Source organism: Streptococcus infantis (genome assembly GCF_019929575.1).
Lineage (GTDB): Bacteria > Bacillota > Bacilli > Lactobacillales > Streptococcaceae > Streptococcus > Streptococcus infantis_L.
The window spans coordinates 1-19,914 of sequence record NZ_JAHZPU010000033.1 but is presented as its reverse complement, the minus strand read 5'-3'; the positions used below and the strand labels follow the sequence as shown (position 1 = coordinate 19,914).

At 38.1% G+C, this 19,914-nt stretch carries 15 protein-coding genes and 1 other annotated feature; all 15 genes read left to right on the top strand.

The genetic code is table 11. The features are described 5' to 3' along the window. Positions 1-133 precede the first annotated feature (133 nt). Positions 134-757 carry a recombinase family protein gene (locus K1I67_RS08660; RefSeq protein ID WP_223339622.1) on the top strand — a complete coding sequence of 208 codons (624 nt, stop codon included), beginning with the start codon at positions 134-136 and terminating at the stop codon, positions 755-757. A 304-nt stretch (positions 758-1,061) separates the two neighbouring features. Next, positions 1,062-2,618: an LPXTG cell wall anchor domain-containing protein gene (locus K1I67_RS08655; protein WP_223339621.1), complete on the top strand. Its 1,557-nt coding sequence runs from the start codon at positions 1,062-1,064 to the stop codon at positions 2,616-2,618. A 332-nt stretch (positions 2,619-2,950) separates the two neighbouring features. Beyond that, on the top strand, positions 2,951-3,892 hold the full coding sequence (gene prsA / locus K1I67_RS08650; protein WP_223339620.1) for a peptidylprolyl isomerase PrsA: 942 nt from the start codon (positions 2,951-2,953) through the stop codon (positions 3,890-3,892). A 387-nt stretch (positions 3,893-4,279) separates the two neighbouring features. Beyond that, positions 4,280-5,491: a cell division peptidoglycan polymerase FtsW gene (gene ftsW / locus K1I67_RS08645; protein WP_223339619.1), complete on the top strand. Its 1,212-nt coding sequence runs from the start codon at positions 4,280-4,282 to the stop codon at positions 5,489-5,491. Positions 5,492-5,515: 24 nt separating this feature from the next. Beyond that, positions 5,516-8,341 carry a phosphoenolpyruvate carboxylase gene (gene ppc, locus K1I67_RS08640; protein ID WP_223339618.1) on the top strand — a complete coding sequence of 942 codons (2,826 nt, stop codon included), beginning with the start codon at positions 5,516-5,518 and terminating at the stop codon, positions 8,339-8,341. A 720-nt stretch (positions 8,342-9,061) separates the two neighbouring features. Next, positions 9,062-10,180, top strand: a complete 1,119-nt coding sequence (locus K1I67_RS08635) for a hypothetical protein (RefSeq protein ID WP_223339617.1) — start codon at positions 9,062-9,064, stop codon at positions 10,178-10,180. Positions 10,181-10,322: 142 nt separating this feature from the next. Further along, positions 10,323-10,540 (top strand) — a binding site (T-box leader). A gap of 129 nt (positions 10,541-10,669) precedes the next feature. After that, a complete protein-coding gene (gene trpX / locus K1I67_RS08630; protein ID WP_223339616.1) occupies positions 10,670-11,668 on the top strand; it encodes a tryptophan ABC transporter substrate-binding protein in 999 nt (332 codons plus the stop codon). Positions 11,669-11,728: 60 nt separating this feature from the next. Then, positions 11,729-12,595: an ABC transporter permease gene (locus K1I67_RS08625; RefSeq protein ID WP_223339615.1), complete on the top strand. Its 867-nt coding sequence runs from the start codon at positions 11,729-11,731 to the stop codon at positions 12,593-12,595. After that, a complete protein-coding gene (locus tag K1I67_RS08620) occupies positions 12,592-13,350 on the top strand; it encodes an ABC transporter ATP-binding protein (protein WP_223339614.1) in 759 nt (252 codons plus the stop codon). The genes K1I67_RS08625 and K1I67_RS08620 overlap by 4 nt, the downstream gene beginning before the upstream one ends. Before the next feature lie 162 nt (positions 13,351-13,512). Further along, positions 13,513-13,944, top strand: coding sequence for a hypothetical protein (locus K1I67_RS08615; RefSeq protein WP_223339613.1), 432 nt, complete (start codon positions 13,513-13,515; stop codon positions 13,942-13,944). A gap of 179 nt (positions 13,945-14,123) precedes the next feature. After that, on the top strand, positions 14,124-15,884 hold the full coding sequence (dnaG, locus tag K1I67_RS08610; protein WP_223339612.1) for a DNA primase: 1,761 nt from the start codon (positions 14,124-14,126) through the stop codon (positions 15,882-15,884). A gap of 2 nt (positions 15,885-15,886) precedes the next feature. Continuing rightward, complete coding sequence (gene rpoD, locus K1I67_RS08605) at positions 15,887-16,996, top strand: RNA polymerase sigma factor RpoD (protein ID WP_223339611.1); 1,110 nt, start codon at positions 15,887-15,889, stop codon at positions 16,994-16,996. A gap of 17 nt (positions 16,997-17,013) precedes the next feature. Further along, positions 17,014-17,343: a metal-sulfur cluster assembly factor gene (locus tag K1I67_RS08600; RefSeq protein WP_000331926.1), complete on the top strand. Its 330-nt coding sequence runs from the start codon at positions 17,014-17,016 to the stop codon at positions 17,341-17,343. A 100-nt stretch (positions 17,344-17,443) separates the two neighbouring features. Further along, entirely contained in the window at positions 17,444-18,496 is a 1,053-nt protein-coding gene (locus tag K1I67_RS08595; RefSeq protein WP_223339610.1) for a glycosyltransferase family 4 protein, read from the top strand. 8 nt (positions 18,497-18,504) lie between these two features. Further along, positions 18,505-19,821 (top strand): glycosyltransferase family 4 protein, encoded by a 1,317-nt coding sequence (locus K1I67_RS08590; protein ID WP_223339609.1) that lies wholly within the window; start codon positions 18,505-18,507, stop codon positions 19,819-19,821. The last annotated feature ends 93 nt before the right edge of the window (positions 19,822-19,914 follow it).

Genomic DNA, 19,914 nt, shown 5'->3' with positions numbered 1-19,914 from the left:
TCAGCTCAAACAGCTTGAAAGATACTCGCTTAATCAGAGGAACAACTTTGTTGCACTTGACTTGACAATTGGGGAAATGGAATAATTTTAAAAAATCGTATAATCCTTCTGTATCAAAAACAGGAGGATTTTTATGTTTCAAACCACCATCAATATAGGCTATGCTCGCGTTTCTACCCAAAAGCAAGATTTGGGATTGGAGGTGCAAATCGAGGCTCTTAAGCACTGTGACCAGCTCTTTATCGAACGTGAATCTGGTTCAAACAATGTACGCCCAGAACTCGAAAAAGCCTTAAAATTGGCTTGTGACCTTTCAAAGGAAGGCAAACAGGTCACTTTTACTATCTATAAGTTAGATCGCCTGACTCGCTCCATGTTCAAATTACTAGAACTGATCGAACGATTTAATGATTCGGATGTTCAGCTAGTCAGTTTGCATGAAAAACTGGAAACCGACTCACTCATTGGTAGGTTACTTTGCGTCATTTTAGGTTTTGTGGCAGAAAGCGAGCTGGAAAATTTACGATTTCGTACCCGTGAAGGACTTCGTAAAGCCAAGGAAAAAGGCGTCAAACTAGGTGCCAAGCGAATGTCAAAAGAGAAGGAAGAGAGAATTATTGAGCAGTATTTGGCAGGGGTGGCAAGCATCAGAACAATAGCAAAAACAGAACGAATTTCGACCTCAACCATCTATAAAGTCCTGGAACGAAACAAGGTGGCCAACAATCGCAAAAAAGTTTCGCAAATTTCTTGCTAAAAACAAGATAAAATGCTACAATGAAGGCGTAAATATGTTTCGATTAACGACCGTTTGGCGAAACATTCAAAATAACAATGTGAATATTTCAGAAAATACGAATTTAACAAGGTTTTGAGCCTATGTTAGATTGGTATTTTTTTGTTTTTTAAGTGTATCGTTTAACGGTCGTTACACGATACACCAAAACCCTTGTCGCTCAAGTCCTTGAGGTGTATTTTTCGAAACACTAAAATCAAAAAAATTAGGATTTTGTAGTATTTGCCCACCTAAAAAGTAATTCTACATGCCTAAGGAGGAAATTATGAAAACAAATAAAGTAACCAAACTTGGTGTTTCTTTGCTATCTGTTGCTGCTCTTGGGGTTGTTGCTCCAGCTTTGATTGATGTTCCTGTTTTTGGAGTTAGCATCGTAAAGGCTGACGAAAATCAAGAGCCCCTCAAATATCGCATCACTTATTACGATAGTGAAGCAGCAGTGCAAATTGCTGATGAAATGACGGGCACCATAAACCCTGGGGAGACCATCAATATCTATAAAAATATTGATGGATATGAGATAACTTCCAAGTATAGCTGGATGCCAAACTATGACATGACATATGACATAGCCAACGAGTATTTCTATGGCTCTAGAGATGGATACAATGATATGTTTCTAGAGTACAAGAAAGTAGATGCGGATGCCAAACCATCAGAAGAAGTAAAACCGGAAACTAAACCATCTGATACTCCGAAACCAGAAGTAAAACCAGAACCTAAGCCTTCAGATACTCCAAAACCAGAAGTTAAGCCAGAACCAGCACCAAAATCTGAAGAACGGCAAGGGCAAATCAAAATCCGCATTAGGTATTTAGATGAGCATAGTAGAGAAATAGCACCTATGTATACTGGGGTCCTAAACCCTGGTGAGTCTGTAAATATCTACAAGGATATTGAAGGACACCAAGTGGTATCAAATTTTTCCTGGATGCCGGGCTATAACTTAACCTATAATATCGCAAGCACATACTTTTATGGTGCTAAGGATGGGTATCTGGAAGGATACCTAAGATATAAGAAGTTAGATCCAACTCCGACTCCGAAACCAGAAGTTAAGCCAGAAACTAAGCCTTCAGAGACACCGAAACCAGAAGTTAAGCCAGAACCTAAGCCTTCAGAAACACCAAAACCAGAAGTAAAACCGGAACCTAAACCATCTGAAACTCGGAAACCAGAAGTAAAACCGGAAACTAAGCCTTCTGACACACCAAAACCAGAAGTTAAGCCAGAACCTAAGCCTTCAGAGACTCCGAAACCAGAGGTTAAGCCAGAACCTAAGCCTTCAGATACTCCGAAACCAGAAGTTAAGCCAGCACCTAAACCTTCTGATACTTCAAAACCAGAAGTAAAACCGGCACCTAAGCCTTCAGAAACACCAAAACCAGAAGTAAAACCGGAAACTAAACCATCAGAGACTCCGAAACCAGAGGTTAAGCCAGAACCTAAGCCTTCTGATACTTCAAAACCAGAAGTAAAACCGGGAACTACGCCTTCAGAAACTCCAAAATCAGAAGTAAAACCGGCACCTAAACCATCTGATACACCGAAACCAGAAGTTAAGCCAGAACCTAAACCTTCTGATACTTCAAAACCAGAAGTTAAGCCAGAGCTTAAACCACAAACTAATTCGAATACTGCTCCAACAGCTCCTGTCAAACCTATTGGGCAAACTTCAAACTCTAAAGCTGACAAATCTACTTCGAAAAAAGAAACTCCAGCTCTTCCAAACACGGGTGAACAAAGTTCTTCACTTTCTCTAGTAGGTCTTCTCCTAGCAAGTCTTGGCTTAGCAGGCTTGACTTACAAAGGACGTCACTAAAAAATTAACACACGATAAACAAGAGAGAGTGGGACAGAAATCGATAATTCGTTAGAATTCGATTTTGTCGTCCCACCTCCGCACAGTTGAGTAGGGCTGTAAAAGCTGATGAAATCAGCGTAGTAGAGCCCACTCATGCTCGACAATCCAAAGACAAGAAGAGGCTAGGACTTTTGTCCCAGCCTCTCTTTTTGGAATAAGAAAAACTGGAATCGTAATAAATTTAAAAGCTAGTATTTTTAGTCTTATTTAAGTTATCTGCTTTAAAATATGGTATAATGATTGAGTCGGTCTAGAGAAATTTTCGACCGTTTTTAGAAAAAGGAGTAAACATGAAGAAAAAACTAATGGCGGGAGCCATCACATTGTTGTCAGTAGCTACTTTGGCTGCTTGTTCGAACAGTTCTGAAGGAACTGACTTGATTAGCATGAAGGGTGATGTTATTACCGAGCATCAATTCTTCGAAGAAGTCAAAAATAACGCGACTGCTCAACAAGTCTTGCTGAATATGACCATTCAAAAAGTTTTTGAAAAACAATATGGTTCAGAAGTAACTGATAAAGAAGTCGATGATGCAGTTGCAGAAGAACAAAAGAAATACGGTGATAGCTATCAAACAATTCTCGCCCGCTCAGGTATGACTGCAGAAAGCCGTAAAGCTCAAATTCGTACAAGTAAATTAGTTGAGTATGCTGTTAAGAAAGCCGCTGAATCTGAATTAACAGATGAAAACTATAAAAAAGCTTTCGAAGAGTATACTCCAGAAGTAACGGCTCAAATTATTAAAGTTGACAGTGAAGATAAGGCTAAGGAAGTTCTTGCCAAAGCGAAAGAATCTGGAGCTGACTTCGCACAACTTGCAAAAGACAATTCTACAGATGAAAAGACAAAAGAAAATGGTGGAGAAATTACTTTTGACTCTGCATCAACAGAATTGCCAGACGTAGTTAAGAAAGCAGCTTTTGCGCTTGATGTAAACGGAATTTCAGATGTCATCACTGCTCCAGGAGCTCAAGCTTATACAAGTAGTTTCTACATTGTTAAGTTGACGAAGAAGTCAGAAAAATCTTCAAACTTGGATGACTATAAAGAAAAACTTAAAACAATCATTTTGACTCAAAAACAAAATGATGCAACCTTTGTTCAAGGTGTTATTAGTAAAGAATTGCAAGATGCCAACATTAAAGTTAAAGATCAGGCCTTCCAAAATATCTTTACACAATACATCAAAGGCGAAACAACTTCTGATAGCAGCAGTAGCGCCTCAAACTAAGATAGTAATGAACTACCTTCCTCTGTTTGGAAGGTAGTTTTTAAGTTTATAAAATTTCAACATTACAGTTTTATAAGTTTCATACTCTTCGAAAATCTCTTCAAACCACGTCAGCTTCCATCTGCAACCTCAAAGCAGTGCTTTGAACAAACTGCGGCTAGCTTCCTAGTCTGCTCTTTGATTTTTATTGAGTATTAGTAACTTAAAAGGATCGATAGGTCAGATAAGGGTATCACTCAAGAAATTCTAGCCCAGAGTTCATTTTGAGTAAAATTCGAATGTTTATACTGTAAGAGTTTTTTTCTAGGCTAAAAAATGGTATAATAGCTTATAAAACTAGAAATAATATGGGAAAATAAGATAATTTTTCCGATAGATAGGTGACATATGAAAATAAGTAAAAGGCACCTGCTGAATTATTCCATTTTGATTCCTTATTTACTGTTATCCGTTTTAGGTTTGATAGTAGTTTATTCGACAACTAGTGCAACTCTTATCCAAGAGGGGAAAAGTACTCTGCAATTGGTTCGAAATCAAGGAATTTTCTGGATAGCCAGTTTGTTTTTAATTGCCTTGATTTATAAATTGAAATTAGGATTTCTGCGAAATGAGAGATTACTCTTTATCGTTATGTTTGTTGAGCTGATACTGCTTGCTCTAGCGCGTTTAATTGGGATTCCCGTCAATGGTGCATATGGCTGGATCAAGGTTGGTCCCATCACGATTCAACCAGCAGAGTATTTAAAAATCATTATTGTTTGGTATCTAGCACAGCGTTTTTCAAAACAACAGGATGAGATAGCAGTTTACGACTTCCAGGTTTTAACCCTTAATCAGTGGATTCCTCGAGCATTTAATGATTGGCGTTTTGTTCTACTGGTTATGATCGGTAGTTTGGCGATTTTCCCAGACCTAGGAAATGCTACTATCTTGATTTTAGTATCTTTGCTCATGTATACTATCAGCGGTATTGCTTATCGGTGGTTTTCAACCATTCTGGGCCTACTTGCTGGTGTCTCCATGATTTCCTTGACTGCCATTCGGATCATCGGTGTTGAGAAATTCTCTAAAATTCCTGTATTTGGCTATGTTGCCAAGCGTTTCAGTGCTTTTTTTAATCCATTTAATGACCTAGCTGGAGCTGGACACCAGTTGGCCAATTCCTACTATGCCATGGTTAATGGAGGATGGTTTGGTCTTGGATTAGGAAATTCTATTGAAAAACGTGGCTATCTACCAGAAGCCCATACAGACTTTGTCTTTTCGATTGTCATTGAAGAGTTTGGATTTGTAGGAGCAAGTCTTATTCTCGCTCTCCTATTCTTCTTAATTCTTCGAATCATTTTAGTAGGTATTCGAGCTAGAGATCCTTTCAACTCGATGGTAGCAATCGGTATTGGTGGTATGATTCTGATACAGGTATTTGTTAACATTGGAGGTATATCAGGCTTGATTCCCTCAACAGGAGTAACCTTCCCTTTCCTTTCGCAAGGAGGGAATAGTCTCTTGGTTCTTTCTGTAGCCATAGCATTTGTATTAAATATTGATGCTAGTGAGAAGCGTGCTCGACTTTTTAGTGAATACGATGCACAGCTTTAGGACATAGATAACAAGGAGAAAAAAATGTCTCTTCAAAAGTTAGAAAATTATAGTAACAAAACTGTCGTACAAGAAGAAGTTCAAATCTTGACAGATATGCTAGAAGATATCACGAAAAATATGCTTCCTGCTGAGACCTTTGATAAGATTATGCACTTGAAAGAACTTTCATCAAAACTTGACTATCAAGGACTAGATAAAGTAGTGACAGGTCTTTCAAATGATGAGATGGTCTACATTTCTAGATACTTCTCTATTTTGCCTCTTTTAATTAACATCTCAGAAGACGTTGACTTGGCTTACGAGATTAACCATCTAAATAATGTCGATCAAGACTATCTGGGCAAATTATCAACAACTATTAAAATGGTGGCTGAAAAAGAAAACGCTGCTGAGATTCTTGAACACTTGAACGTGGTGCCAGTTTTGACCGCCCACCCAACTCAGGTTCAACGGAAGAGTATGTTGGATTTGACCACTCATATCCATACTCTTTTGCGTAAATATCGTGACGTGAGAATGGGGCTCATTAACAAGGAAAAATGGCACAATGATCTTCGTCGCTATATTGAGATCATCATGCAAACAGATATGATTCGTGAAAAGAAACTCAAAGTAACCAACGAAATCACCAATGTGATGGAGTACTACAATAGTTCCTTCCTACAGGCTGTCCCTAACTTGATGCTAGAGTACAAGCGTCTAGCAAAAGAACATGGAATTGATCTCAAACAAGCCAAACCAATTACCATGGGAATGTGGATTGGTGGAGACCGCGATGGAAATCCATTTGTAACAGCTGAGACACTTATGCGTTCTGCTACCATTCAAAGTGAAGTGGTCTTGAACTATTATATCAGTAAGATTTCTAGTCTCTATCGTACCTTCTCTCTCTCAACTAATTTGTCAAAAACTAGCAAAGCTGTTGAAGAAATGGCTGCTCAGTCTGGAGATACATCAGTCTTTCGTGAGAAAGAACCTTATCGTCGTGCCTTTCATTTGATTCAATCCAAATTGATTCAAACTCTTTTGAATTTGAAAGAATGGTCTGTTGTTGGCTCATCAGCTGATGAACGTCATCCTGTTGAACGTCTTCTTGGTACTCAAGGTCATCAACAAGGAGTGATTACAGATTATATTAGTAATCGTCTCTCAGGAGCCATTCAAGAATTGGCTGAAGATCGTCCTCCTTACTACGAAACAATTGAAGAATTTAAACAAGACTTAGCTATCATTAAAGATTCATTGCTTGAAAATAAGGCAGAAGCCTTGCTTACTGGAGAGTTTGCTGAGCTTTTGGAGGCTGTTGAAGTCTTTGGTTTCTTCTTAGCATCTATCGATATGCGCCAAGACTCAAGTATTCATGAAGCCTGTGTTGCTGAATTGTTAGCATCTGCTGGAATTAATGATCATTATAGCGATCTTTCAGAAGATGAGAAGTGCGAGTTGCTTTTACATGAACTATTAGAAGACCCTCGAATCTTGTCAGCCACTCATGCTGAAAAGTCTGAACTTCTTGAAAAAGAATTAGCCATTTTCCAAACTTCACGTGAATTAAAAGATCGTTTGGGAGAAGACGTCATTCGTCAAACGATTATTTCTCATGCAACCAGCGTGTCTGATATGTTAGAATTGGCGATTATGCTGAAAGAAGTCGGTCTTGTGGATGCTGAAAAAGCGCGTGTTCAGATTGTTCCACTCTTTGAGACGATTGAAGACTTGGATCATTCAGAAGAAACAATGAGAAAGTACTTCTCTTTGCCGCTTGCTAAGAAATGGATTGCTTCTAAAAATAATTACCAAGAAATCATGCTTGGCTACTCTGATAGTAACAAGGATGGCGGTTATCTATCATCTTGTTGGACACTTTACAAGGCTCAACAACAATTGACAGCCATCGGTGATGAATTTGGAGTCAAAGTAACCTTCTTCCACGGTCGTGGTGGTACTGTTGGTCGTGGTGGTGGCCCAACTTATGATGCCATTGCTTCTCAACCACTCAAGTCCATCAAGGATCGTATCCGTTTGACCGAACAAGGGGAAGTTATCGGTAACAAATACGGAAACAAGGATGCAGCCTACTATAACCTTGAAATGTTGGTTTCAGCAGCTATTAACAGAATGATTACCAAGAAGAAGAGTGATACCAATACATCAAATCGCTATGAAGCGATCATGGATCAGGTTGTAGAACGTAGCTATGATATTTACCGCGAACTAGTATTCGGAAATGACCATTTCTATGATTATTTCTTTGAGTCTAGTCCAATTAAGGCTATCTCAAGTTTCAATATTGGTTCTCGACCGGCTGCTCGTAAAACTATCACTGAAATCGGTGGTCTGCGCGCTATTCCTTGGGTATTCTCATGGTCACAAAGTCGTGTCATGTTCCCAGGTTGGTATGGTGTTGGTTCAAGCTTCAAGGAATTTATCGACCAAGATCCTAAAAATATTGAAATCCTTCGTGACATGTATAAAAACTGGCCTTTCTTCCAGTCACTTTTATCTAACGTAGACATGGTCTTGTCTAAGTCAAATATGAATATTGCTTTTGAGTACGCAAAACTTTGCGAAAGCGAAGAAGTGCAGGCGATTTACTACACTATCCTAGATGAATGGCAATTGACCAAGAACGTTATCCTGGCTATCGAAGGTCATGAAGAACTCTTGGCAGAAAATACTTATTTGAAAGACAGTCTGAATTACCGCATGCCTTATTTCAATGTTCTTAACTATATTCAGTTAGAGTTGATTAAGCGTCAACGTCGCGGAGAGTTGTCCTCACATGAGGAAAGATTGATTCATACAACTATTAACGGAATTGCTACAGGATTACGTAATTCAGGTTGATACAAGTTAGTTTTTATAAAAACCGTAGGGATTGGCTAAGTCTCAAGTTCAAGTTGGATAGCAAATAACAATTTCCAACGGAACTTGTAGCTCAAGTGTATTTTAGGATAGTTATTCATTCAATTATCAATGAAGGCGACTTCTTTAGGAGTCGTTTTCTTTTTTCTTTTAGGGAATCCTATACGAATCAGCCAGTTGTGATTAATATTGATTGCTCATTAACAAGAGGATTAGTAGTGTATAGAGTAGATTGGTTATCTTAAAAATATGTCAGACAAACGATTGAATTCTGCTTTTAAAAGAATTTACTGTTTTCTTAAAAAGAGTTTCAGAGTCTAATTGTCCACCTCAATTGTCTTATTTGAAATCAATCAGATAATTATATATTTGCTCCTTCGGTGGGTTAAGACAAGCAAACAGTAGTTTTCCCTCTTGCAAACAGAACTGTATCGATCACATAATACTCATTTTTAAAGCTCAGCTCGTTGCTGTTCGAAAGATTTTAAGTAGCTATCTTTTAGTCTGTAAAATAGATATATAATAAACTAGAATATTAAATTCATTGACAAAACCTATATATAATGCTATTATAGGTGTGTAGGAAAAGGCTTACAACTATAAATGTGAAGATTAATCTGCTTATATTAGGAGAATAGTTATTATAGATAGTGTAATAACTATTAGGCTGATGACTAAAGTTATGAATAGGAATAAATGAGTATGAATAATAAACAAAAAGTTGGTCATGTTATTGTTGTAGCCATTATTATTTTAGTGGGAGTGTTATTTTTCATCCAAAGACATTCGGCCTCATCCTCAAAACAATTTTCTATACAGTCAGATGTAGATTTTTATTTATTGGGATACCACAGTGTGGAGGCGTATAATTTTAAAGATAATTCATTTGAGAAAGTTTCTGATGAAAAAATAGAGATAGTTAAGGGCCAGATTAATCAAGTTGTTAAGCGTGCAGAAATTTCCAATCGTTATTTGCTATTTTCTGAAGAAGGCCCACCATTAGGTGTAGTGGGTAGAATAATATCAATTGATTTTGAAACTGGAAAAATTCACTACAATAAGACCTCTGATTATGCTTTTTCAACAGCTGGCGTAAATCCAGATTACTATTTCACTTCTGAAGCAAATACAGATGATAGTTTTATAGCAGTTTTTGATACAAATTTAAAGGAAGTAGATAAATACATTTTCAAAAATTCTGTTTTTGCTACAGATTTTTCAAACGATAGTGATAATATCCACTTTTTGGGAGTAGATGTTAACAGTAATGATAATTACCCAACCTATTTATATCATTTTTCACTAAAGAACAAAAAATTACAGTTTGAAAATAAAGAAATTCTCTATGAGGATCCTTACTTAACTTATTTTTTTGACGATAGCATTGTGAAAGGCAAGCAACTCTATTCAGTTTCTGGTGGATATCGAATTAACTCGACCAAGGAAAAAATACTTTGGGGGAAAGTTTTTCATTATGATATGGAATCAGGACTTAAGGAATTTTTGGATTTAGATGAAATTGGTCCAGTTAATATTATTGAATTAGGAGAAAATTTGTTAGCAATTGAGCATGAGAGTAATGATTCAAGAAAAATTGCCTTCAGTCTATTTGATTTAATTAGTCATAAATCAAGCTTTATCAATCTATCTCAATTTGGATTTTCAGCTGAAACAGACTATATAAAAGATATTAAGCTGATCAAAGATAATATCGTATTAGTTTTAGCTGGGAATAAATTGATTGCATATGATATAAGTGAAAATACTATCATTCTTGAAAAAATTGTTGATGAAGATATGTTTCATATTTGGTTAAAATAATTTAGAAAATGATGTAGATTTTTGCAATGATACATTGAAAAGCTAATTTCTATTGCCCTATGATAAACTTATTTTATTTGATTTTACATTTTTTTTAAAATAATTCATAAAATTACTTGACAAGTTTTAGTAAAATGATATAATTTAACCATTCAGAAAGTAATCATTGAAAATTTTTAGAGAGTCTGTGGTTGGTGGAAACAGATAAATGAAGATGATGAAAATTGGGCTGGATGTTATAAAGAATTTGAAATCATAAGAATTCGGTACGCACACCTTATAGTGCAACTCGTGAAGCGAGTAAGAGCGATAGGGATATTCCCTATAATTGAGGTGGCACCGCGCATCGACGTCCTCACACAGGTTTTTTGTGTGAGGACTTTTTCTATGGGGAGGATAAATGATGGAATTCAAACGATGGCGACGCTTGGTTAAGCAATTTAAAATGTAAAATTAGAAGAAAGAATTGAAAAATAAGGAGAAATAAATATGAATAAACGTTTAATTGGTATTATCGCAGCATTAGCACTTGTAGTCGGTGGGAGCTTAATTTATTCAAGCTTCACAAAACAAGAAACTAAAACAGAGACAACTAACAAAACAGCTAAAGTTGGTGTTCTTCAGTTTGTCAGTCATCCATCTTTAGATTTGATTTACCAAGGAATTCAAGATGGACTTGCCGAGGAAGGCTATAAAGGTGATCAAGTTAAAATCGACTTTATGAACTCAGAAGGTGATCAAAGTAAGGTTGCTACAATGAGTAAGCAATTGGTGGCAAATGGAAATGATGTTGTTGTCGGTATTGCAACACCAGCAGCTCAAGGTCTTGCAAGTGCAACAAAAGACCTTCCTGTTATCATGGCAGCTATCACAGACCCAATTGGAGCTAACCTTGTACAAAACTTGGAAAAACCAGGTGGAAACATCACAGGGGTATCTGACCATAACCCTGCTCAACAACAGGTTGAATTGATTAAAACATTGACTCCTGATGTCAAGACAGTTGGAGCTCTTTACTCAAGTAGCGAAGATAACTCAAAATCACAAGTCGAAGAGTTCAAAGCTTACGCAGAAAAAGCTGGTTTGAAAGTAGAAACTTTTGCAGTTCCATCAACGAACGAAATTGCTTCAACAGTTAATGTTATGACTGGTAAAGTAGATGCAATCTGGATTCCAATTGACAACACAATCGCATCAGCATTTTCAACTGTAGTATCAAGTAACCAAACAGCTAAAAAACCAATCTACCCAAGCGCAACAGCAATGGTAGAAGCAGGTGGTTTGGCATCAGTAGTTGTGGACCAACACGACCTTGGTGTTGCTACTGGTAAGATGATTGCCAAAGTATTGAAAGGTGAAAAACCTGCAGATACTCCAGTTAATGTCTTCTCAACTGGTAAATCAGTGATCAACAAAAAATTGGCTCAAGAACTTGGAATTACAATTCCTGAATCAGTCCTAAAAGAAGCTGGTCAAGTGATCGAATAAGAAAACGGGAGGAGTTGGATACATCTCCTCCAATTTTTAAAAGAAGGAAATGAATGTAACATGATAGTATCGATTATTTCACAAGGATTTGTCTGGGCTATCCTTGGCTTGGGAATCTTTATGACTTTTAGAATCCTCAACTTCCCAGATATGACGACCGAGGGCTCATTCCCACTAGGAGGAGCAGTTGCAGTAACTCTTATTACACAAGGGGTTAATCCTTTTCTTGCTACCTTGGTAGCTGTTGGGGCAGGATGTCTTGCAGGTTTGGCAACAGGACTTCTCTATACAAAAGGAAAGATTCCAACACTCTTATCTGGAATTTTGGTCATGACTTCTTGTCATTCTATCATGCTCATGATTATGGGAAGAGCTAATCTTGGGCTTCTAGGGACTAAACAAATCCAAGATGTTCTTCCCTTCTCATCTGAGGTTAATCAATTACTTACAGGTTTAGTTTTTGTGACTTTGGTTATACTTCTCATGCTTTTCTTCTTAGATACTAAGCTAGGACAGGCCTATATCGCTACAGGGGATAACCCAGATATGGCTCGTAGTTTTGGTATCAATACTGGACGTATGGAGCTTATGGGCTTGGTCTTGTCAAATGGTGTCATAGCCCTTGCAGGAGCTCTTATCGCTCAACAAGAAGGATATGCGGACGTCTCTCGTGGTATCGGAGTTATTGTTGTTGGACTTGCTAGCTTGATCATCGGTGAAGTACTCTTTAAGAGTTTGACTCTAGCAGAACGTTTGGTTACTATTGTAGTTGGTTCTATTAGCTACCAATTCCTAGTATGGGGAGTTATAGCTCTTGGATTTAACACCAGCTATCTCCGTCTATACAGTGCCCTTATCCTAGCAACTTGTCTAGTAATCCCAACCCTTAAGGATAAATACTTGAAAGGAGTCAAGTTGAGCAAATGACAGCGATTGTAGAATTAAGAAATGCCACAAAAATTGTGAAGAATGGCTTTGATGAAGAAAAGATTATCCTAAACGATGTTTCGATTGACATTTATGAACACGACTTCATCACAATCTTGGGTGGAAATGGCGCAGGAAAATCAACACTCTTTAATAGCATTGCAGGAACTCTACCTTTAACTAGTGGTAGTATTCGCATCATGGGTGAGGATGTCACAAACTTCAACCCTGAAAAACGGGCCAAGTATCTCTCTCGTGTCTTTCAAGATCCAAAGATGGGAACTGCACCACGTATGACCGTTGCAGAAAACCTCTTGATTGCCAAGTTTCGTGGAGAAAAACGTGGACTATTTCCAAGAAGACTCTCAGCTTATAAGGAAGAATTTCAAGCAACTATTGAGAAGGTTGGAAATGGTTTAGAGAAGCACTTGGATACTCCGATTGAATTCTTATCTGGTGGACAAAGACAGGCCTTGAGCCTCTTGATGGCGACCTTGAAACGTCCAGAACTTCTGTTATTGGATGAACATACGGCAGCCCTTGACCCTAAAACAAGTGTGGCCTTGATGGAATTGACAGATGACTTTGTCAGAAAGGACCATCTAACAGCATTGATGATTACCCACCATATGGAAGATGCTCTCAAGTATGGAAATCGTCTCATTGTTATGAAGGAAGGACGAATCATCCAAGATCTAAACAAGGATGAAAAAGCCAAAATGAAGATTTCAGATTACTATAAACTGTTTGAGTAATTGATTTTAAATAATTGATCTAAAAAACTTAGAAGTGGAATGTTTGCTTCTAGGTTTTTTAGTTTTTTAAATATTATTTATATTTCTCTTTTCGTCTATTTTACTTTATAATATAATCAATCTAAGAATCTTAAACTTTGATAAGAGTGAGGAGATAAAAATATGGCATACACACAAGAAGATTTTCAGGAATGGATTTTTCAGATTGGATTTAAGATGGACTATTTTACCAGGGAGTTTGCGGAGAAAGAAGGGCTAAATTTAGACTATAGCATACAGTCTTTGGATGGTTTGGAGGCTTGGATCTTGGCGCACTATGAAGACCACCATGCTTTGATAGCAGAACGCAAGATGTTGGATTATTTGACAGTTTATATCGGCGAAACCTTCCGCAAGCATCTGGGTGGTAAATGGTTTATTGACCTTAAAAATAAAAAGAACGCCTATTATTCTATGCCTGTATTGACCAATCCATCTTATAGAGGAGTGGTGTACAAAGCACCATTGACTTATGCAACGGCTTGCATCAGTAGAAAAGATGGTCAGTATATTAGCAGAATATTGAAAAATAACCTCGAAAATCAAGTAAAATAGGATTTAAATATTTATAAATTTTTGCAAATATTAGAATGATTTGCTCAGAAGATTCACTTTTACATGATAGCTGGAAATTTATGAAATAGTATCATGTAAAGTGTATGAAATGGTTTACTTTTTTTCAGAAATAAGCTATACTATATAAAGTAAACTGTGATAAAATGGAGGTATTGTCTATGGTTGACAAGAGACTCATCGAAGAGATCAAAAGCAATACCAATATTGTCGAAATCATAGGAGAAGTGATTTCTTTACAAAAATCTGGACGGAACTTTTTGGGGCTCTGTCCTTTTCATGGTGAAAAGACCCCTTCCTTTAACGTGGTCGAAGATAAGCAATTTTACCACTGTTTTGGTTGTGGCCGTTCTGGAGATGTTTTTAAGTTCATCGAGGAGTATCAGCAAGTAACCTTTGCGGATGCGGTGAGGATCTTAGCTGAGAGACTTGGGATTCAGATGGCAGTACCTGTTCAAAGTTCTGTACAGACTAGGTCACCCCATCAAAATCTATACGATATGCATGACAAGGCTGCTCGGTTTTATCATGCCATCCTCATGACGACTAAGATGGGTGAGGAGGCGAGGAACTACCTCTATAAACGTGGCTTAACAGATGATGTTCTAAAGCATTTTATGATTGGTTTGGCTCCAGCAGAACGCTCTTATCTCTATCAGCGTTTATCAGACGATTATAGTGAGAATGACTTGCTGGATTCAGGTTTGTTTTATCTATCTGAAAGTAACCAATTCTTTGATACCTTTCATAATCGCATTATGTTCCCACTCTCAAATGATCAAGGAAAGGTGATTGCCTTTTCTGGTCGAATTTGGCAAGAGACCGATTCTCAAACTGGAAAGTATAAAAATAGTCGAGCGACGGCAATTTTTAACAAAAGTTACGAATTATATCATTTGGAGAGGGTAAAAAAAGGCTCAGGCAAGGCTCCTGAAATCTACCTGATGGAAGGGTTTATGGATGTCATTGCGGCTTATCGAGCTGGTATTGAAAATGCAGTTGCTTCCATGGGAACCGCACTGACGAGTGAACATGTGGAGCATCTGAAACGCTTTACAAAAAAGGTTATCGTCACCTATGACGGAGATAAGGCTGGGCAAGCTGCCACAGCTAAAGCCTTGGATGAGCTTAAAGATTTACCTGTCCAAGTCGTCCAGATTCCTGACGCAATGGATCCAGATGAATATTTGCAGAAAAACTCTCCTCAAGATTTGGCTTATCTATTAACCAATACACGCATCAGTCCGGTTGAGTTTTACATACATCATTTCAGACCTGAAAATAGTGAAAATCTACAAGCTCAGATTGAATTTATAGAGAAAATCGCCCCCTTAATTGCAAAGGAACCCTCGATCACAGCTCAGAATTCCTATATTCATATTTTGACGGATCACTTGCCATCCTTTGACTATCAGCAGGTCGAACATATTGTCAATGAAAGTCGTGTCAGACAGAGAAAGGAGAAGGTCAAGGAGACCTATAGTCCGAGTCCTGTCACTTTGTCTGTTACTAAGCAGCTGACAGCAGTGATGAGAGCGGAAGCCCATATCCTCTACCGAATGATGGAACATCCCTTGGTGCTTAATGACTATCGCTTAAGAGATGACTTTATTTTTGAAACTCCAGAGTTTCAGACCTTGTATGGACTCTTGATTGATAATGGAAGTATCTCATCTGAGGATTTGGCTCATCAGACCAGAGAAGTGGAGAGTGCTTGGTATCAAGTCCTAGCCTTGGATTTGCCACCTGAGATGTCCCCTCACGAGTTAGCTGAAGTGGAAGAGTCTCGAAAAAGAGCTCTTTTGAATCAGGAAAATCTGCAAATTAAAAAGAAAGTTCAGGAAGCTAGCCATGTCGGTGATACAGACACTGCATTAGAAGAGCTAGAACGCTTAATTGCCCAAAAAAGAAGAATGGAGTAAGAATGGCAACAAAACAAAAAGAAGTAACAACCTTTGACGTCCAAGTAGCGGAATTTATTCGCAATCATAAAAAAACTGGTACAGCAACTGATGATGAAATCAATAACGCCCTCGTAATTCCCTTCACTTTAGATGTGGAAGGTATTGAGAATCTTTTGCAACGTATTCAAGATGCTGGTATCTCAATTACGGACAACGAAGGAAATCCAAGTGCGCGTGTTTTGAGCGCTGAGGAAGAGCCTGAGTTGACTGATGAAGATTTGATTGGTTCAACCTCTGCTAAGGTCAATGACCCTGTCCGTATGTATTTGAAAGAAATCGGGGTTGTTCCTCTGCTTACAAATGAAGAGGAAAAAGAGTTGGCCCTTGCTGTTGAAGCGGGTGATATCGAAGCTAAACAACGCCTTGCAGAAGCTAACCTTCGTTTGGTAGTATCTATCGCTAAACGTTATGTTGGACGTGGAATGCAGTTCCTTGACTTGATCCAAGAAGGAAACATGGGCTTGATGAAGGCCGTTGATAAATTTGACTACTCTAAAGGGTTCAAATTCTCAACTTATGCGACTTGGTGGATTCGTCAGGCTATTACTCGTGCCATTGCTGACCAAGCTCGTACCATCCGTATCCCAGTTCACATGGTGGAAACCATTAACAAGCTTGTTCGTGAACAACGTAATCTTCTTCAAGAGTTGGGACAAGATCCAACTCCTGAACAAATCGCCGAGAAAATGGATATGACACCTGACAAGGTTCGTGAAATCCTCAAGATTGCCCAAGAGCCGGTTTCTCTTGAAACACCAATTGGTGAAGAGGATGACAGCCACCTTGGTGATTTTATCGAGGATGAAGTGATTGAAAATCCAGTGGACTATACAACTCGTATCGTTTTACGTGAGCAGTTGGATGAAGTGTTAGATACATTGACTGACCGTGAAGAGAATGTCTTGCGTCTCCGCTTTGGTCTTGATGATGGGAAAATGCGTACTTTGGAGGATGTTGGTAAAGTCTTTAACGTAACGCGTGAACGTATCCGTCAGATTGAGGCAAAAGCTTTGAGAAAACTTCGCCAGCCAAGTCGAAGCAAACCACTTCGTGATTTCATTGAAGATTAAGTTAAGGGAGAGTGAAGATGGCTTACACAGAAGAACAGATTGAAAATATTAAAACACGTATTTTGACAGCACTAGAAGAAGTGATTGACCCAGAGTTGGGGATTGATATCGTCAATCTAGGCTTGATTTACGAGATTCGTTTTGATGGCGATACAGGTGAGACTGAAATTGATATGACCTTAACAACCATGGGTTGTCCCTTGGCTGATCTTTTAACTGACCAAATCTATGATGCTATGACGGACGTTCCAGAGGTTACAAACGTTGAAGTCAAATTAGTTTGGTATCCAGCTTGGACAGTTGAGAAAATGAGCCGTTACGCTCGTATCGCTTTAGGCATCAAATAAGTAAATTGTAAAAAGAGAAATAGTGTAGACGCCAGGAAATTCCCAGCTTTTATGCTATCTCTCTTTTTATTTGCTGATTTTATTTGAAGAAAATGGTATAATGGTTACTATGGAAAAAGAGAAATTACGCATCAATATGCTAAGTTCAAGTGAAAAAGTGGCGGGCCAAGGTGTGTCTGGTGCTTACCGTGAACTGGTACAGCTTTTAAAACGAGATGCGAAAGACCAACTGATCGTAACAGAAAATCTTCCAATCGAAGCGGATGTTACTCATTTTCATACGATTGATTTTCCTTATTATCTCTCGACCTTTCAGAAAAAACGTTCTGGGCGTAAGATTGGCTATGTTCACTTCTTACCTGATACCTTGGAAGGTAGTTTGAAGATTCCATTCTTCTTAAAGGGGATTGTCAAACGCTATGTATTTTCTTTTTATGACCGTATGGAGCATCTGGTTGTGGTCAATCCTACCTTCATTGAGGATTTGGTTGCTGCTGGAATTCCACGTGAAAAAGTGACCTATATTCCTAACTTTGTCAACAAAGAAAAATGGCATCCACTTCCTATAGAGCAAGTTGAACAACTTCGTAAAGATATGGGAATTGATGAGAATCAGTTTGTAGTCGTTGGTGCAGGTCAGGTTCAGAAGCGTAAAGGAATAGATGACTTTATCACTCTAGCTGAGGAATTACCTGATATCACTTTTATTTGGGCTGGGGGCTTCTCTTTTGGGGGAATAACCGATGGTTATGAACGCTATAAAAAGATTATGGATAACCCTCCTGAAAATCTAATTTTCCCAGGGATTGTTGATCCAGAAAGGATGAGAGAATTCTATGCCTTGGCTGATCTTTTCTTGCTTCCAAGTTATAACGAGCTCTTTCCAATGACTATTTTAGAGGCTGCGAGTTGTGAAGCACCCATTATGCTTCGTGATCTAGATCTTTACAAGGTCATTCTTGAAGGAAATTACAGACCAACAAGTGATGTAGAAGAGATGAAAGCGGCTATCTTGGAATATCAAGAGCATCCAGAAGCACTAAAAGAATTAAAAGAAAAGGCTAAGGCCATTTCAAGAGAATATTCAGAAGAGCATCTTCTTGAAATCTGGCTAAAATTCTATCGGGAGCAAGCAGCTTTAGGAAAAAAATGAGGTAGTATATGCGAATTGGATTATTTACAGATACTTATTTCCCGCAGGTCTCGGGTGTTGCGACCAGTATTCGAACCTTAAAAACAGAACTTGAAAAGCAAGGCCATGCCGTCTTTATCTTCACGACAACCGATAAGGATGTCAATCGTTATGAAGACTGGCAGATTATCCGTATCCCTAGTGTTCCTTTCTTTGCCTTTAAGGATCGACGTTTCGCCTATCGTGGATTTACAAAAGCTCTTGAGATTGCCAAGCAATACAAGCTGGATATTATTCATACGCAGACTGAATTTTCTCTTGGTTTATTAGGGATTTGGATAGCGCGTGAGTTGAAAATCCCTGTTATTCATACCTATCATACCCAGTACGAAGATTATGTCCACTATATTGCTAAAGGAATGTTGATTCGTCCAAGTATGGTCAAGTATCTTGTGAGAGGCTTTCTTCATGATGTTGATGGAGTGATTTGTCCAAGTGAAATTGTGCGAGACCTTCTATCAGATTATAAGGTCAAAGTTGAAAAGCGTGTTATTCCTACAGGGATTGAGCTAGCCAAGTTTGAACGACCTGAGATTGGACCAGAACATATCGCAGACTTACGGGTTAAACTAGGTATTAAGGAAGATGAAAAGATGCTTCTTAGCCTTTCACGTGTTTCTTACGAGAAGAACATTCAAGCCGTTCTGGCAGCATTTCCAGATGTTCTAAAAGAAGAGCAAAATGTTAAATTAGTCGTAGCTGGAGATGGTCCTTATCTGGAAAATCTCAAGGAGCAAGCATCAGATTTACAGATTCAAGATTCTGTTATCTTTACTGGTATGATTGCCCCAAGTGAGACAGCGCTCTATTATAAGGCGGCTGACTTCTTTATCTCAGCTTCAACTAGTGAGACGCAAGGCTTGACCTATCTTGAAAGTCTTGCAAGTAAGACTCCGGTAATAGCTCATGGAAATCCCTATCTTGATAACCTCATCAATCATAAAATGTTTGGAACTCTTTATTATGAAGAGAGAGATTTAGCAGGTGCTATTTTAGAAGCTTTAATTGCAACTCCAAAGATGGATGAGAAACTTTTGGCTGAAAAATTGTATGAAATTTCAGCTGAGAATTTTGCTAAGAGAGTGCATGAATTCTATCTAGATGTTATTATTTCAAATAATTTTGAAAAAGAATTGACTGCAGATGAACCTGTTACGAAACGCATTTTAAAGACAGTATTTTATATACCACAACAAGCAGTGTCTATGCCGGTCAAGGGTTCAAGACGTATGTTGAAAGCTTCTAGAAAACAGTTGAGTCATTTAAGAAAATATTTGAATGATTAATCGAATCAAAGAAAGGAAAGCCCTGTTGTAAAATGAAGTGCAACACAAAAGACATGTTCATCTGATATACTAGAGTTGCAAAAAACAGTATAG

Excerpts from the sequence above, each read along its gene's own strand:
- K1I67_RS08660 (WP_223339622.1), top strand. The coding sequence starts at position 134 with ATGTTTCAAACCACCATCAATATAGGCTATGCTCGCGTTTCTACCCAA.
- K1I67_RS08655 (WP_223339621.1), top strand. The coding sequence starts at position 1,062 with ATGAAAACAAATAAAGTAACCAAACTTGGTGTTTCTTTGCTATCTGTT.
- prsA (WP_223339620.1), top strand. The coding sequence starts at position 2,951 with ATGAAGAAAAAACTAATGGCGGGAGCCATCACATTGTTGTCAGTAGCT.
- ftsW (WP_223339619.1), top strand. The coding sequence starts at position 4,280 with ATGAAAATAAGTAAAAGGCACCTGCTGAATTATTCCATTTTGATTCCT.
- ppc (WP_223339618.1), top strand. The coding sequence starts at position 5,516 with ATGTCTCTTCAAAAGTTAGAAAATTATAGTAACAAAACTGTCGTACAA.
- K1I67_RS08635 (WP_223339617.1), top strand. The coding sequence starts at position 9,062 with ATGAATAATAAACAAAAAGTTGGTCATGTTATTGTTGTAGCCATTATT.
- trpX (WP_223339616.1), top strand. The coding sequence starts at position 10,670 with ATGAATAAACGTTTAATTGGTATTATCGCAGCATTAGCACTTGTAGTC.
- K1I67_RS08625 (WP_223339615.1), top strand. The coding sequence starts at position 11,729 with ATGATAGTATCGATTATTTCACAAGGATTTGTCTGGGCTATCCTTGGC.
- K1I67_RS08620 (WP_223339614.1), top strand. The coding sequence starts at position 12,592 with ATGACAGCGATTGTAGAATTAAGAAATGCCACAAAAATTGTGAAGAAT.
- K1I67_RS08615 (WP_223339613.1), top strand. The coding sequence starts at position 13,513 with ATGGCATACACACAAGAAGATTTTCAGGAATGGATTTTTCAGATTGGA.
- dnaG (WP_223339612.1), top strand. The coding sequence starts at position 14,124 with ATGGTTGACAAGAGACTCATCGAAGAGATCAAAAGCAATACCAATATT.
- rpoD (WP_223339611.1), top strand. The coding sequence starts at position 15,887 with ATGGCAACAAAACAAAAAGAAGTAACAACCTTTGACGTCCAAGTAGCG.
- K1I67_RS08600 (WP_000331926.1), top strand. The coding sequence starts at position 17,014 with ATGGCTTACACAGAAGAACAGATTGAAAATATTAAAACACGTATTTTG.
- K1I67_RS08595 (WP_223339610.1), top strand. The coding sequence starts at position 17,444 with ATGGTTACTATGGAAAAAGAGAAATTACGCATCAATATGCTAAGTTCA.
- K1I67_RS08590 (WP_223339609.1), top strand. The coding sequence starts at position 18,505 with ATGCGAATTGGATTATTTACAGATACTTATTTCCCGCAGGTCTCGGGT.